This window comes from Acinetobacter higginsii, assembly GCF_000369845.1.
Classification (GTDB): Bacteria; Pseudomonadota; Gammaproteobacteria; order Pseudomonadales; family Moraxellaceae; genus Acinetobacter; species Acinetobacter higginsii.
In genome coordinates this window covers 683,452-699,158 of sequence record NZ_KB850211.1, presented here as the reverse complement: position 1 = coordinate 699,158, position 15,707 = coordinate 683,452, and the positions used below count along the sequence as shown (strand labels likewise).

General features: G+C 39.9%; 12 protein-coding genes. 7 read left to right on the top strand and 5 right to left on the bottom strand.

Annotated features, from left to right (window positions below; genetic code table 11):
- Positions 1-62: 62 nt before the first annotated feature.
- Complete coding sequence (locus F885_RS16685; RefSeq protein WP_005313389.1) at positions 63-1,133, top strand: DUF2157 domain-containing protein; 1,071 nt, start codon at positions 63-65, stop codon at positions 1,131-1,133.
- On the opposite strand, the gene rtcR is transcribed toward F885_RS16685, so the two are convergent.
- A complete protein-coding gene (rtcR, locus tag F885_RS16690) occupies positions 1,134-2,735 on the bottom strand; it encodes an RNA repair transcriptional activator RtcR (protein ID WP_005313387.1) in 1,602 nt (533 codons plus the stop codon).
- A gap of 67 nt (positions 2,736-2,802) precedes the next feature.
- On the opposite strand from rtcR, the gene F885_RS16695 reads away from it, so the two are divergent.
- On the top strand, positions 2,803-3,765 hold the full coding sequence (locus tag F885_RS16695; RefSeq protein ID WP_017401936.1) for a ribonuclease Z: 963 nt from the start codon (positions 2,803-2,805) through the stop codon (positions 3,763-3,765).
- Between the two features lie 254 nt (positions 3,766-4,019).
- Entirely contained in the window at positions 4,020-5,633 is a 1,614-nt protein-coding gene (locus F885_RS16700) for a TROVE domain-containing protein (RefSeq protein WP_005313384.1), read from the top strand.
- A gap of 905 nt (positions 5,634-6,538) precedes the next feature.
- On the opposite strand, the gene F885_RS21150 is transcribed toward F885_RS16700, so the two are convergent.
- Entirely contained in the window at positions 6,539-6,829 is a 291-nt protein-coding gene (locus tag F885_RS21150; RefSeq protein ID WP_005313381.1) for a hypothetical protein, read from the bottom strand.
- Between the two features lie 534 nt (positions 6,830-7,363).
- On the opposite strand from F885_RS21150, the gene F885_RS16710 reads away from it, so the two are divergent.
- From F885_RS16710 to rtcA, 4 genes are all read left to right on the top strand, one after another.
- On the top strand, positions 7,364-8,632 hold the full coding sequence (locus F885_RS16710) for an RtcB family protein (RefSeq protein ID WP_005313378.1): 1,269 nt from the start codon (positions 7,364-7,366) through the stop codon (positions 8,630-8,632).
- 29 nt (positions 8,633-8,661) lie between these two features.
- Positions 8,662-9,393, top strand: coding sequence for a hypothetical protein (locus F885_RS16715; RefSeq protein ID WP_225761706.1), 732 nt, complete (start codon positions 8,662-8,664; stop codon positions 9,391-9,393).
- A gap of 27 nt (positions 9,394-9,420) precedes the next feature.
- The gene (locus tag F885_RS16720; protein ID WP_005313373.1) at positions 9,421-9,879 is read left to right on the top strand and encodes a DIP1984 family protein; all 459 of its coding nucleotides are present in this window, start codon (positions 9,421-9,423) and stop codon (positions 9,877-9,879) included.
- A 258-nt stretch (positions 9,880-10,137) separates the two neighbouring features.
- Positions 10,138-11,199, top strand: a complete 1,062-nt coding sequence (gene rtcA, locus F885_RS16725; protein WP_005313369.1) for an RNA 3'-terminal phosphate cyclase — start codon at positions 10,138-10,140, stop codon at positions 11,197-11,199.
- 18 nt (positions 11,200-11,217) lie between these two features.
- On the opposite strand, the gene F885_RS16730 is transcribed toward rtcA, so the two are convergent.
- From F885_RS16730 to F885_RS16740, 3 genes are all read right to left on the bottom strand, one after another.
- Positions 11,218-12,678 carry an aminoacyl-histidine dipeptidase gene (locus tag F885_RS16730; RefSeq protein WP_005313367.1) on the bottom strand — a complete coding sequence of 487 codons (1,461 nt, stop codon included), beginning with the start codon at positions 12,676-12,678 and terminating at the stop codon, positions 11,218-11,220.
- 103 nt (positions 12,679-12,781) lie between these two features.
- Positions 12,782-13,165, bottom strand: coding sequence for a hypothetical protein (locus F885_RS16735; RefSeq protein WP_004653914.1), 384 nt, complete (start codon positions 13,163-13,165; stop codon positions 12,782-12,784).
- A gap of 291 nt (positions 13,166-13,456) precedes the next feature.
- The gene (locus F885_RS16740) at positions 13,457-15,706 is read right to left on the bottom strand and encodes a bifunctional prephenate dehydrogenase/3-phosphoshikimate 1-carboxyvinyltransferase (protein WP_005313363.1); all 2,250 of its coding nucleotides are present in this window, start codon (positions 15,704-15,706) and stop codon (positions 13,457-13,459) included.
- Position 15,707 lies beyond the last annotated feature (1 nt).

The following is a 15,707-nucleotide window of genomic DNA, read 5'->3' as shown; positions in this document are numbered from 1 at the left end:
GTGTTTTGAACCCAATGTCTGTTATATCAGTATAGATATACAGGTATTTGGGTTCTTTTATAATGAAATTAAATAAAAAACAGGGACTTTTTTTAAAGCAAACCATTGAACATTGGCAACAACAAGGCACGATTACGCCTGATGTGGCCAATGAGCTAAATCAAAGCTTTTCGATTCGACCTTTTGATTGGGAGCGACTGGCAAAATATTCATTCTGGATTTCCATGATTTGTGCCGTGATTGCGGTTGCTGCTATTACTGCAGATAAGTTCTTGATGGAACTGATCGAAAAACTCTTTATTGACTCCAAAATCATTCCTTGTCTGATTTTTGCTGCGGTTGCTGCAGCTTTTTATGGCTTTGCCTATCGTCGACGCAAGACCAAACCCTTACATCAATTTAGCAATGAAGCGATTATTTTTGCAGGCGTGCTGTCTACCGCAGCGTCTGTCGCCTATTTCGGCCAAGCGATTGATACTGGTAGTGGGCATTTCTCCTTGTTATTTCTGCTGTCTACTATTATTTATGCCGCACTTGCCTTCTGGTTTCCTTCCAGACTGATTTGGGTATTTTCCTTACTTTCACTCGGCTCATGGTTTGGGACGGAAACTGGCTATATGTCAGGTTGGGGTGCCTATTATCTTGGGATGAACTTCCCCCTACGCTTTGTCTTATTTGGCGGTGTATTGATTGGCTTAAGTCTGCTGTTTAAACGCTATGTGCATTTTAAGGAATTTGCCCATTCAACCTATGTTATGGGCCTTCTGTACCTATTTATTGCCCTATGGATTCTCTCAATCTTTGGCAATTATGGTGACTTAGGGAGTTGGTATAGCGTCAAGCAATATGAGCTGTTACATTGGGGTGTACTATTCGCATTTATTGCCATCATCGCAATTGTCTATGGTTTAAAACATGATGATACCACCTCACGTGGTTTTGGTATCACCTTCTTATTTATTAACCTCTACACCAAGTATTTTGAGTTCTTTTGGAATGGCATGCACAAAGCCATTTTCTTTATCTTGCTCGCTGCATCTTTCTGGTGGATTGGCCGACATGCCGAGAAACTTTGGAACTTAGAGTTTCTACCCAGCCAATCCCAAATAAAGAAGGATCATCCAGCTGAATGATTATTGAAAGTCACCCCAACTTAAGCCAAACCGAGCCAAATACTTTTTGACCCGGTCGCTGTCATTGGTGGTGTTACGTTGCTGGCGTGAAGCAGCAAACAGTTGGCGTCCAGCATCAGCCATCGATTTGGCATGTTCACAAACTTGAAGTACGCCACGCAGCTGAATCTGATCAAACTCATCGATCTGGCTCAACTGGGTTTGATCTAAATATTTGAGGAGAATATCGATATCTTTAGATTGGTTTTCTGTGGTTTGAATCGACCACAGTTGCTTTAAACGCTGAATCTCTTTTTCCACCGTTTCTGAACGGATCAACTCACCACTGGATAATGTCGCCAGCCGTGTCACACTCGCAGTCAAATCACGAAAATTTCCCTGCCATGATGCTTCCTTCGACTTGGCAAATTTCAAATACACATCAAGTGCATCACGTTGAAAACGTAATTGTCGTTGATGGTTCGCCGCAAAACGTTGCAACTCGAACTCAATATTGGGGGCAATATCTTCGATTCGATCTTTAAGATTGGGTAAAAAGAAAGTCCATGTATTCAATCGTGCCCATAAGTCCTCACGGAAACGCCCTGCTTGCACTTCAGTTCTTAAATCTTTATTTGTCCCTGCGATCAATTGAAAATCGGCCTGAACCTCTTTATCACTTCCGACTGGAAAAAAGGATTTATCTTCAAGTGCCTTAAGCAACATCGCTTGCTCATCTAACCCAAGCTCGCCAATTTCATCCAAAAACAGAATCCCCTGATCAGCACTTTTTAATAAGCCTGCTCTTGAAGCCGCTGCCCCTGTAAAAGCCCCTTTGATATGCCCAAACAAACTCGACATGGCACTATCACCACGAAGCGTCGCACAGTTCACATCAATAAAACGCCCACTTAGATGAAACTTGTCTTTCTTTAATTGAAAAATTTGTTTGGCTAAATGCGATTTACCTACACCTGTCGCCCCCATAATCAAAATCGGCGCACTAGAGCGTGTCGCCACCAACTCAACCTCGGTAATCAGTTGATTAAATTCATCATTATAGGTTGAAATATTGGCTTTTAACTGTTGCCAGTTTTGTTGTTGCTCATCTTCAAAACGCTGCTTGAGGACATCATAGCGAGATAAATCCAGATCAATAATGCGATATTCACCTTCTGGTGTTTTCTGTTGATTTGGCGCACTTTGAATCAATTTGGCAGGTAAATAATTGGTATCGACCAGTAGATACCAACAGATTTGAGCAACGTGTGTGCCTGTAGTGATATGTAAAAGATAGTTATTTTTTTCAGTATCAAAAGGATAACTTTTCACAAAGTCATATAGCGCACCATAAACCTCAGCAAAATCCCAAGGATCACGGATACTCACTCGCTGCCCCGATACTGTGGTCAATGGCGACACATCCTGAGCATCTTCAGCAATAAATTTGACTAGATTATGATGTTGTCGATCATGTAATAGCACCAATTCATCTACAATCAGATCTTCATGCATCAGAAGGCTCAAGGTCGGACGCCAGCGTTGCCAACGGTCAGGACGCTTTCCTTGATCCAAGGTAGAACCCACAAAACCAATTACAACAGTTTTTTTTGCATTCGCCATAATTTCTATAATATTTTATATATGTCTATTATATACAATACGCAATTCGATGAAAAATTCCAACAATATGCTTCATTTTACTTTTTTAGGCACATCTTCTGGTGTACCCACGCTCACACGCAACGTTTCTGCCCTAGCAATCCGCAACAGCAAGAATAAAGACTGGATATTGGTTGATGCAGGTGAAGGTACACAGCATCGCATTCAACAGGCCAAACTTTCATTACAAAGCTTAGTTGCCATCTGTATTACCCATATACATGGTGATCATTGTTATGGATTAGTCGGCTTATTGGCCAGTGCTGGTATGAATGCACGCACAGCACCTTTAACCATTATTGCTCCAGAAGAAATTCAACAATGGATTAAAGCCACAGCTCAGCTGACCGATCTGCATTTACCCTACCCGCTTAATTTTATTGATGTGAATGAAGCCACTCAAATACTACAAATAACAGATGAACTTTCGATTCAAGCCCACCCACTCAGTCATCGTGTACCCAGTTTTGCATTTAGTATTATTGCGCAATATATCCAAAAGAAATTAGATACACAGGCCTTAATTCAACTCGGCGTAGCAAAAGGCAAAGTTTGGGGCGATTTACAGCAAGGCTTAGACGTCCAGTTAAATGAGCAAACCTTAAAAGCGGTTGATTTTATTCAAATTCAAACGCAACGTGCACATGCGATTGTCGGTGGAGATAATGATCGTCCTGAGTTATTGGCACAAGCTTGCCAAGATGCCCAGCTATTGATTCATGAAAGCACCTACACCCAAGCCATTTTAGATAAAGTGGGTTCAGGCCCCATGCATAGTTCGGCAAAGATGGTTGCAGAATTTGCTCAACAACAAGGTCTAAGCAATCTGATCCTGACACACTTTAGCCCACGCCATCAAGACAGTGCTGGACAGCAAGTGATTGCGGAAGAAGTTAGAAATTTCTATAAAGGCAACTTCTACTTGGCTCATGATTTTGATCAATTTAGCTTAGACGAGACAGGTCGGCTTTCAAAAATCGATAAATCCTAATAGATCACCTGATATATGATCTATCAATAAAATCCAAGGATAGATCATATATCTTTTTTAATACTTTCATATCTATTTAGATATATTTTACATATTAAAATCTACTAACTTTTTCCAACAAAAAATATTAATTATTTTATTTTCAATAATTATCAATATCTTATAAAAATTTAAAACAAAAACAAGAATATTGGCACACTCTCTGCAATAACACACCCAAGAAACAACAACTTGAATTTTATAGAGGATGGGTCATGGTAAACCAGACAATTTTTGCCTCTCAGGCAACTAAAAAACAATTGATCAGTAATGAAGCTGGCGGTCGTGCATTTCAATTAAATCACCGTCAAGCCTTAGCTCAGCTTGCTGCAACAGGCACGTTGAATCATACCTTTTATCAAACCGCACAAATGCAATTGGATCAGATATTGGTACTAACACAAGATATTGATGCAGAATTTATTGCTAAAACGGCAGTTTACACTCGCCAAAATAGCCACATGAAAGACATGCCAGTTTTATTATTGGCAATTTTATCACAACGTGATCAAAGCTTATTTAAAGCAGTATTTCCATTGGTGATTGATAATGGCAAACAGTTACGTAATTTTGTACAAATCATGCGTTCAGGGGTAATACAACGCAAATCTTTGGGCAGCTTGCCAAAGAAAATGATCAATCAATGGTTGATCAATGCCAATGAAAATCAATTGTTGGCAGCCAATATTGGCAATCAACCTTCTTTAGCAGATGTATTAAAAATGACTCATCCAAAACCTAAAGATGCAACTCAGGAAGCGTTCTTTGCTTATGTGCTCGGTAAAAAATACGAGCTTGAGCAGTTGCCTGCCAAAGTTCAAGCCTTAGAAAAATTCCGTCAAGGTTTAAGCCATGATGTTCCTGACTTGCCAATGCAACTTCTCACCAATTTACAGCTTTCAGCACAACAATGGGCTGAGATTGCTAAAAACGGAGGTTGGCAGATGTTAAGAATGAACTTGAATACTTTTGCTCGTCATGGTGTATTTCAAATCGAAGGCATGGATGAAATCATTGCAAATAAATTACAAGATCAGGATATGATTCGCAAAAGCCGAGTTTTGCCCTATCAATTAATGACAACTTGGTCGGCATTGGATGATGCTGTCCCTCAAGTTGTACGGCAATCTTTGGAACAGGTGATGCAAGCCGCTTTGCAAAATGTGCCTCGCCTCACTGGTCGCGTGGTTGTTGCGATTGATGTCTCAGGTTCAATGGCAAGCCCCGTGACAGGCTATCGTAAAGGCGCAACATCAACTTTACGTTGTGTCGATGTGGCATCGTTATTTGCTTGTGCGTTAAAGCAAGTAAATCCTGACATTCAAATTACGCCGTTTGATACACAACTTCATTCATTGAATATTGCGGAAAATGAATCTGATCAAACAAGCTTATTTGGTCGATTAAAACAGGTTTTTACAGGTGGTAAAACACGCTCTATTTTTGAAGTCGCCAAACAATTTGCTGCGCTTGGTGGCGGTGGAACGGATTGTAGCATTCCATTAAATCGACTCAATCGAGATCAGACACCTGTCGATTTGATGATTTATTTTTCAGACAATGAGTCTTGGGCTGACCAGTTACGCACACGCCATAAAACAGGCATGTTGTATGAATGGGATATTTTAAAACAACGCTGTCCAGAAGCAAAATTGGTCTGCGTAGATTTACAGCCATATACGCACACTCAAGTACCTGAACGTACTGATGTGATGAATATTGGTGGTTTTAGTGACCATGTATTTACGCTGATTGATTTATTTTCGCAGGGTAAAATGCACGCTGATCACTGGATCAATAAAATTGAACAAAGCAAATTACCGACTTGATTCGTCAGGTCTGTAAATAGGGTAAATGCTTTAGGAACTACATCTTTCCAATGTTTTTGTTTCTAAATTCAATTTGTTACCCTATAATAAAAATTGCACAAATGCAGATGGAACTACATCACTATCCTTCCAAGATAGCTCAGTGAAAGCTGGCTCGATGTTTCATCATTATTGTTGTGCAAGGAATGGTTGTAATAAATACAGATAGAACTACATCCTGTAGATAAAACGTTTCATTACACCTCGTTATTACAACCAACCAGTAAAATGCAAATAGGACTACATTTGTTGAGGGTTCAAGTCCCTTCAAATTGATGAAAATCAGTTTGTAGCTCAATTGGATAGAGCCATGTATAAAAGGTCTTATCATTTTTGTTTACTGGCCTATGCAAAATGCAGTCAGGACTACAATAAGGGATTCACCGTTAGCAATAACTTGATGGTTCGAGTCCATCTTGATCGACCTCGATCAATGGCGGAAAGGGAAACGCAGTGGAAGAGTTGTCTTGGCGATTAATTGTTTGCATATTTTTTGTGGTACGGCATAAAATGCTTTTAGGACTACATCCTACCCCATAAATGTGAGTAACCACTCTCACCTGCATCTACAGTGTATGCAGTCGTCTAAATTAAGGCATATGATTTAAGTCTTAGATAATTTTGTTTATGTCGCTTCATCACAAATGCCAATGGGACTACATGGCGAATGCGAAAGCATAGAGTTCAAATCTCTAATCCTTTTTAAGGAAAGTCTCATTATTTTTGTTGTGATGATCATCTTTAATCTCAATCAAATGCGATAAGCACTACATAGCAAAATCGTGCGTAGTTGTATATCTATTTTCATAGATAAGACAGCTAAGGAAAAAGTGTTTATCCTCCTTGTTGATTGAGATTCACCCTCTTTATGGAATATCAGGCGAAAAGAAATCAAATATTCTTCGTAATAGGCGAAATGGTAAAGTAATAATTCGATACACCACTTCAATAGAAGTATCAATCAAATCGAACCAATCCCAAACATCATTTCGACGATGATACCCCTCTCGTTTCGGTTTCACCCAATAAGCAAACAAAAAACAAACTAAACTTAGTGCGAGAAGCATAAGAGTAAAATCTTGCAACAAGAACTGCACAAGACAAAATACCCCTGCAACAAATAAAATAATCGTAAGTAGATAACGAAAAAGATCCATAAGATTTAGCAATTTATTTATGTTTTGTTATGTTTATAGCATGACCTTAAACAAAGACATACTTACATGCAGATTAAACAACAGATTTTCATCTGAAAAATATCAAACAGCGCCCCATCTATTTGCTAAAGCAGCAATATGAAACACCCATGAGAAAAGACAAAGCTGGCTATCAAATAGAAATCAGGATTTCTTTCTTCAACCCTGCACTCAACAATACCTGATAATTAAAAATTGCAAGCGAGCTAAAATTTGCTTGGAAAAGCAAATATATGAAAATTAAAAAATATCTTTTAAGATATTTTTATATCTAATTAAATATAAATTCCATGCAGAAAGAAAACCAACACATCTCAACTCAATACAATTAAAATCTTATTTTTATTAATTATCAAAATATTAACATTACATGGGTCGATTTTTAAAAAGTTGGCACGGTCACTGCAATAGTATAAGCACACAACATCATTGGGATCTTGTGAATATCACCTGCCTGCAAACGCTTGGCAGGCAGGTTTTGAAAGGAAAATGAAAATGTCTGTCGTTGAACAAATCAACCAACAAGCTCAATCTGAACAAGAACAGCAACAACGTGCTTATCAAGTTCTAAAAGATGAAACGAGTATGCCAGTAAAAATGTGGACCAATGGTGTACTTGTTGACGACAACTCAAAACAACAATTGCTGCAAACTGCCCAAATGCCCTTTATTTATAAATGGATGGCTGTGATGCCAGACGTTCACTTTGGCTTAGGTGCAACCATCGGAAGCGTGATTCCAACCAAAGGTGCAATTATCCCTGCTGCCGTAGGTGTCGATATTGGGTGTGGAATGATGGCGACTCGTACCAGCCTAACCGCTTCTGATTTACCAGATAATTTACATGCTTTGCGTACTGAACTTGAACGTTTAATTCCACATGGAATGACCAAACGTGGAAGAGATAAAGGTTCTTGGGAAACACCACCTGAAATGGTAGACCAAGCTTGGGCAGATTTAGTTGCAGATTTTGAGTTCATCTGTGCCAAACACCCTCGCCTAAAAAACACCAACAATCGAAAACAGCTAGGAACACTAGGTACAGGAAATCACTTCATAGAAATTTGTTTGGATGAACATGATCATGTTTGGATTATGTTGCACTCAGGTTCTCGTGGTGTGGGTAATGCCATCGGTAATCATTTTATCGAACTGGCGCGAAAAGATATGCAAAAACACTTTATTAACTTACCCAACAAAGACTTGGCGTATTTAGTTGAAGGAACTGAACATTTTGATGATTACTGGTTTGCTGTAGGTTGGGCACAACGTTTCGCGATGAAGAATCGTGAAATCATGATGCAATCTGCCATTAAAGCCTTAGCAACGATTATTCCCAAGCCGTTCCAAGCACGATTAGAAGCCGTAAATTGCCACCATAATTACGTAGAAAAGGAAGAACATTACGGCGAAGAAGTGATGGTGACCCGCAAAGGCGCTGTTCGTGCACGTTTGGGGGAATATGGAATTATCCCAGGGTCAATGGGTGCCAAGTCCTTTATTGTTCGCGGGCTTGGAAATCAGGAATCGTTCTGTTCATGTTCGCATGGTGCAGGACGCGTAATGAGCCGCGCTGAAGCAAAACGACGTTTTACCGTGGAAGATCAGATTGCGCAGACTGAAGGTGTGGAATGCCGTAAAGATGCTGCTGTGATTGATGAGATTCCATCAGCTTATAAACCGATTGAAGATGTGATGAAAGCACAACAGGATTTGGTTGAAGTGGTGTATACATTAAGACAAGTGGTTTGTGTTAAGGGTTAAATATGATCCATGAGGTTGAGGAAAATAAAATGACTACTCTAACTGATTTAAAAAATTTAATTACAGAGGCTTATCAACTATTTTCCTCATATTTAATGGGGGATCAATTCGAGGTTTGTCATGGTACTTGCTGCTTACAAACCGCTGATGGTGAATTATTAAAACGTCTACCAGTGGCACAGCTTAATTGCCGATTGATTTATGAATATCTTGATGCTGCTGAAAGTATGGATAAATTTGCATTAGCACAACAAATTAAACATTTGCTACCTAAAATATTGGAATTACTGATTCAAGGCGAAAACCTTAGTCATAGCACAGAAATTATTTTAAACAAATGTTATTTTAATTTAGAGAACGCTTGGAAAACGAAAGAAATCCAATTTATGCAGAAATTTGCTTTGGCTTTCTTCCAATATAAAGCAATATATTTCGATGAAAATTATAGCTTAGATGAATACATTACTATGTTTCATCTAGCAGGCTTAGATATTCAACCATTACTTGATGAGTGGGTTCTTTTATTAACTCACTATTCAGCATTAATCAATTTAGCAAATATGCTCAATTATTGGTTCTACAAAGGTATCTACAACAATAGTTTTGCGGATCACAAGCTAAAACAAATCATGTATGTTTGGATTAAAAATTCAGAGCATCAAAATATCATATTAGATCAATTTCTATATGCACTTGAACAGAATAGTTTAACTCCACAGCAAATAGAAACAATCAATTCCGCCTCTTATCATCTTTATTAAAGAGAAATGGAAATAAAGGTAAATAAAATGAAACTCGCAGAAGCACTTTTACTGCGAAGCGATCAACAAAAAAAGCTCGCTTCATTAAAACAACGGATCAACGCCAATGTATTGGTGCAAGATGGTGATGAACCGAGTGAAGATCCAAATGAACTAATCAAACAGGTATTTGCTTTAACCCAAGAAAGTAATCAGTTGATTTGTCGTATTCATTTGACCAATGCGCAAGCCAAGTTGGAAGATGGAAAAATTCTGCTGTCCCTACTAAGCTTGCGTGATAGTTATGCTGAACAGCATAAGATTCTCGTTGATGCGATCGCCAATACTCATCGTGAACCTGATCGTTATAGCTCACGTGAGATTAAATGGCAAAAAGTTATCCCTGTTTCTAGCTTGCAAAAACAAGCCGATGATATCAGCGCGAGATTACGTGATTTAAATATCAAAATTCAGGCTGCCAATTGGCAGATTGATTTAGTCGAATAGACAATAGATTTTGTGAATTGAATTCACAATTACAGTTTGGACATACTGGGCGAGTACAAGATCCTGCATTACTCCGATCTGAGGGATTGAAAATAATTCAGGCGGCTATGGCAGCATGTGAGCCGTGCATCAATCTTCACTTATTAGGCTCAGCACCATGTACCTAGTAAACCTTTGCCGAAAGCAAAGTCACGCGTTACTTAGCATTACCATGTACTGACAGTATGTTCATTTAATTAGAAAATAAGGAAAATAGAAGTGAATAAAGCTTTGGCAAATATGCCAGCAACCATCCAAATTGATGGTTCACAAGGTGAAGGTGGCGGACAAATTTTAAGAACCGCTCTTGCCCTTTCGATGATTACAGGTCAAGCATTTGAATTAATCAACATTCGAGCTGGACGCAAAAAACCAGGCTTAATGCGCCAGCATTTGGTCTGTGTACAGGCATCTCAACACATCAGCCAAGCCTATGTGGAAGGTGCTGAGCTCCATAGCCAGCGTTTGTACTTCGCACCACAGCATGTACAAAGTGGAAAATACCAATTCCAGATTGGTTCGGCAGGAAGCACAACACTGGTTTTACAAACCCTGTTACCTGCTTTGTTATTGCAAAATGAAGCCAGTGATCTCACGATTTCTGGGGGTACTCATAATCCACTTGCACCAACGGCAGATTTTATCGAGCATTGCTTTTTACCAACATTAGAAAAACTTGGAATAGAGGTCGAGTTTAAGTTAAACAAAGCAGGCTTCTTCCCGATTGGTGCTGGTGAACTTCAAATCAAGATTCAGCCTTGGCAACATCGAAACAAGCTAAATTTATTAGATCGTGGTAGTTTGCAAAGCACTGAGGCTTTTGCAGCAGTATTAAACCTTTCCGAAGAAGCACAAATTGCACAGCGGGAATTAGCGACTTTAAATAAAAGACTGAATTTAGATACTCAACAGCAATTCCATTTAAATGGGATCAGTCAAGGCAATACGATGTATGTCAAAGTTGCATACACGCAGCACATTCAGCTATTTACTGCTTTAGGTGAAATGCGAAAAAGTGCAGAGCAAATTGCCAATCATTTGGCCGAACAGGTGAAGCAATATATTGCTTCTCAAGCGGCGGTGGATGAATATTTAGCGGATCAGTTGTTATTACCTTTGGCATTAGGTCAAGGTGGTGAATTTGCGGCACAATGTATTAGCGAACATACCCGTACACAGGCTGACATGATTGAAAAATTTATTGATTGCAAGATTGAGTTTATCGAACTAGACAAAAACCTATTTCAGGTCAATGTTAAAGTAAAAGAAGCCCATTCATGAGCTTCTTTTTTATGAAATTTATTTAACAGACTCTAACGCCGTCACCAATAACTTCCAGCATTTTTCTACGGTATCCACTTTAACGCGTTCACCTGGTGCATGTGCACCCTGAATATCTGGGCCAAACGATACCATCTGTAAATCAGGATAATGCTCCGCAATAATGCCGCACTCCAAACCCGCATGAATTACTTTCAAATTCGGTTTAATTTTAAATGCAGACTGATAAGCTTGTTGTAGGCATTTCAATGCAGCTGAATCTGGATTCGGTGTCCAACCTGAGACCAACGGTGTTAATTCAGATTGAATCTGGAAATTAGCAAAGTGTTGTTGAATGTTTTGTGCAAAGCCTACCGCTTCTTGGTTCACCATTGAACGAACCATAATCAAAGTTTTGGCTTCGTCTTTAGTTAGTTTGACCACACCAATATTATTCGAGGTCTCAACTACATCGGGTAAAGCACTACTCCACTCTGCTATGCCGTATGGACACGTTGCAAATGCCTTCAACCAAGCTTGTTGCTGCTGCAATGTCATAACTTCATTTATCGGATTAGCATTTTGCTGTACGCTGATCTGTAGCTGATCATCAATACCCTGTAATTTTTTCTGCCACTCAGCTTGTGTTGCCGAAACTGCTTTTTCTAGACCAGCCAATTTTTCAGTTTCAATGGCAATGGTTGCCACAGCTTCACGCGGGATGGCATTGCGTGCTGTTCCACCGACAAACTCTACCAGTCGACCATTGGATCGTGTCAAATAGTCATTAAGGAAATTGGCTAGAATGACATTGGCATTACCCCGACCCAGATGAATATCCACTCCAGAGTGACCGCCTTTTAAACCCGATACCAGCAAATCTACATAAATCAAATTTTCAGATGCTGGTTCATATTCAGGTGATTGCTGCACTTCCAGATCAATACTGCCTGCGCAGCCAAGATACAGCTCGCCCCATTCTTCGGTATCAATATTAAATAACCACTGTCCAGTTAACACGCCTGATTCAAGCAAACGAGCGCCACTCATTCCTGCTTCTTCATCAATGGTTAGCAGAACTTCAATCGGCCCATGTGCGATATCACTGGATTCTAATACCGCCAGTGCCAGCGCAACTCCAATACCATTGTCTGCACCTAGTGTGGTATTTTCAGCGATTAACCAGCCGTCTTTTAATACAGGTTGAATGGGATCTTTAAAGAAATCATGTTGCGTACTACGATTTGCCTGAGTCACCATATCTAAGTGTCCCTGCAAAATCACACCTGCAACCTGTTCTTTACCTGCTGTAGCAGCTTTTCGAATAATTAAATTACCAATGTCATCGACATAAGTTTCTAGGTTGCGCTGTTCCGCCCAATCTTTTAAATGTTGTCTGAGTTGTTGTTCATGCTTGGATGGTCGAGGAATCGTACATAAGGTCTCAAAATGCTGCCAAACTGCTTGGGGTGATAACTTAGAAAAATCGACCTGTATCATGCACCTATACTCTCAAATAAAGCGTTTAAATCAATATACACCATACACCCAAACGGCAATGATGTTAAATCACTTCAATTAAGATTTTATGCGCAAAATTGACTTAGCTTTTCCATACAAATTGGGAAAAACTATGTTCCGCTTTTAAGCTATTTTCAACAGCCTGAGCCAATTGGCGGATAATACTTTGTGTCTCAATACGCTCAAACCAAGCTTGTTCTTGCTGTGGATTGGCTGAGATTTCACAAAGAATATGTCCTTCTGTGTCTTGTTGCGAACATAAGATTGAAAGCGGTAATTGATGATTGTCGATACGCACTTCAATCTTTTCATGCTCATGACGAATATGTTGTGCATCAAAACCATATTGTTCTAATTGTTTATACAGCAATGCAGCCACGTACTCTTGCGTGATATAGCACTCATTCGGTGGATGATCAACCACCCCATGTTTTGGGCAATCTGCTATAAATTGCAACGTTTTCATGCTATTCCCTCTATTTTTATGTTTTTAACTCTGGATCACAGAGTAAATCCGACGCGAACGGTAAGAATTATTATATATACAATTGTCTTTAATAGATTAGCTGATTGTCTTAGTTCTATTGCTAAATTGATAAATTTAGACCCGATTAGATATGTACATCTACAAACTCAGCATTTTTATTATTTAAGCGTTTTCGCCTTATGTTTAGCCAATTGTTTTTATGAATATGCTTATAAAAAAAGCAGCATTTAACTTAATTAATCAAGCTAAATACTGCCTTTTCAGATCAGCTTATGGATTCACAACCTGTAAATCCAAACCTGCTATATTTGCAAGTTCGGTGAAGGTTGGGAAACTAGTTGCCACAGTTTCTGTACCATGAATGGTGATATTACCTGAAGTACGTAAACCTGCCATACTGAAACTCATGGCAATACGGTGGTCATGGTGTGATTCAATTTCACCACCAGAGAAAATGGCTGACCAGTCACCAGACTTGCCCTTACCTTCAATGATGATGCCATCGTCAGTTGGAGTACAGTCAATGCCCATGGTTTTCAAACCATCTGCCATCACTTGAATACGGTCAGATTCTTTAACACGCAGCTCAGCCGCACCTGTCAGAACCGTTTGACCTTCTGCACAAGCCGCCGCAATGAATAATGCTGGGAATTCATCAATTGCTAATGGCACTTGGTCTTCTGGCATATGAATGCCTTTCAGCGTTCTAGAACCTTTGATATGAATATCTGCAATGGGTTCACCACCTGCAATACGTTCATTTTCTACAGTTAGATCAGCACCCATTTGCTTAAGAATTTCAATGACACCTGTACGCGTTGGATTGATGCCAACCGCTTCAAGGATCACATCGGCACCTTCGGTAATTGCAGCACCGACCATAAAGAATGCCGCTGAGGAAATATCCGAAGGTACTTGAATATCGGTACCGACTAATTTGCCACCACCGATAAGCGAGATTTTATTGCCTTCGGTTTTCACATCATAACCAAAAGCACGTAACATACGCTCGGTATGATCACGGGTTGGTTCTGGCTCAGTCACTGAAGTTTCACCCGCAGCCCATAAACCCGCCAATAAAATGCCTGATTTCACCTGAGCAGACGCCATTGGTAAGTCATATTGAATGCCTTTTAATGCTTGGCTACCTGTAATGCTGACTGGAGGTGTGCCTTTCTCACCAGTGGTTTGGATTTGAGCACCCATTTCACGAAGTGGTTTCGCAATACGCTCCATTGGACGTTTAGACAATGACGCATCACCCGTCATCACTGAATCGAACTTCTGCGCAGACAACATGCCTGACAGCAGACGCATACTAGTCCCTGAGTTACCCATATACAAAGCGCTTGCTGGCGCTTTTAAGCCTTGCATACCCACACCATGAATAGTGACTTCACCATTCTTCGGTCCTTCGATGCTCACACCCATATCACGGAAAGCCTGTAAAGTTGCGAGTGCATCTTCACCTTCCAAGAAGCCTGTTACATGTGTTGTGCCTTCTGCAATCGCACCAAACATGATTGAGCGATGTGACACAGATTTGTCACCCGGTACGGTGAATTTACCTGTAAACGTTTTCTTTCCCGGTAAAATGGTAAATTGCTGTGTCACCTTGTTTTTCTCCATCAAAGGTTTTTTGGCCAACATATGGTTAAAGTGCTGACGTGCTGCTTGAGCATGCCCGAGCAGCCCCATCAACGCGTGTGAATCTTCCTGTTCAATCAATTTCTTTAAAACGGACAATTGCTGTTCAAAGCCATCAACAGCATTTAAAATTGCGGTTTTATTGGCAAAGAAAATATCATGCCACATCTGTGGGTCACTGGCGGCAATACGCGAGAAGTCACGAAAACCTCCTGCAGCATAGCGAAAAATATCTAAATTATCTTCACGATTTGCCAGTTGCTCGACCAGATTGAATGCCATCAAATGCGGTAAATGGCTGGTATGTGCCAATACTTCATCGTGTTTGGTGACATCCATACAAATCACTTCTGCTTTTGCAGCAGACCAAAGTTGAATCAGTTTTTCAACCGCCCAATCAGCACTGGTTGGAAGAGGTGTCAAAATCACTTTATGATTGACGAATAAATCAACTTTACCTGCATGTACGCCTGTATGTTCTGCCCCAGCAATCGGATGCCCTGGTACAAAACCGACAGGTAAATCTTCACCAAATACAGCTTTAGCAGCTTCAACCACATTACCTTTGGTACTGCCCACATCGGTAATAATGACGTTGTCTGCAAGATAAGGCTTGATCTGTTCCAGCACTTTTTGTGTCGCACGCACAGGCAATGCTAAAACAATTAAATCGGCATCCTGAACTGCTTCTTCTGGCGTTGCATAACCGTGTTGAATAAGGCCAAGTGCCTTAGCATCTTCTAATGTTTTTTTTGAGCGTGTTGAAGCTACAATTTGAGATGCAAGTTGTTCTGCCACAATCACACGAGCAAGACTCGACCCAATCAGTCCAAGCCCAATAAATGCAACTTTCTTAAATAATGGTTGAGACATA

What these genes read in the sequence shown, in the direction of transcription:
- F885_RS16685 (WP_005313389.1), top strand. Translation starts at nt 63, where the DNA reads ATGAAATTAAATAAAAAACAGGGACTTTTTTTAAAGCAAACCATTGAA.
- rtcR (WP_005313387.1), bottom strand. Translation starts at nt 2,735, where the DNA reads ATGGCGAATGCAAAAAAAACTGTTGTAATTGGTTTTGTGGGTTCTACC.
- F885_RS16695 (WP_017401936.1), top strand. Translation starts at nt 2,803, where the DNA reads ATGCTTCATTTTACTTTTTTAGGCACATCTTCTGGTGTACCCACGCTC.
- F885_RS16700 (WP_005313384.1), top strand. Translation starts at nt 4,020, where the DNA reads ATGGTAAACCAGACAATTTTTGCCTCTCAGGCAACTAAAAAACAATTG.
- F885_RS21150 (WP_005313381.1), bottom strand. Translation starts at nt 6,829, where the DNA reads ATGGATCTTTTTCGTTATCTACTTACGATTATTTTATTTGTTGCAGGG.
- F885_RS16710 (WP_005313378.1), top strand. Translation starts at nt 7,364, where the DNA reads ATGTCTGTCGTTGAACAAATCAACCAACAAGCTCAATCTGAACAAGAA.
- F885_RS16715 (WP_225761706.1), top strand. Translation starts at nt 8,662, where the DNA reads ATGACTACTCTAACTGATTTAAAAAATTTAATTACAGAGGCTTATCAA.
- F885_RS16720 (WP_005313373.1), top strand. Translation starts at nt 9,421, where the DNA reads ATGAAACTCGCAGAAGCACTTTTACTGCGAAGCGATCAACAAAAAAAG.
- F885_RS16730 (WP_005313367.1), bottom strand. Translation starts at nt 12,678, where the DNA reads ATGATACAGGTCGATTTTTCTAAGTTATCACCCCAAGCAGTTTGGCAG.
- F885_RS16735 (WP_004653914.1), bottom strand. Translation starts at nt 13,165, where the DNA reads ATGAAAACGTTGCAATTTATAGCAGATTGCCCAAAACATGGGGTGGTT.
- F885_RS16740 (WP_005313363.1), bottom strand. Translation starts at nt 15,706, where the DNA reads ATGTCTCAACCATTATTTAAGAAAGTTGCATTTATTGGGCTTGGACTG.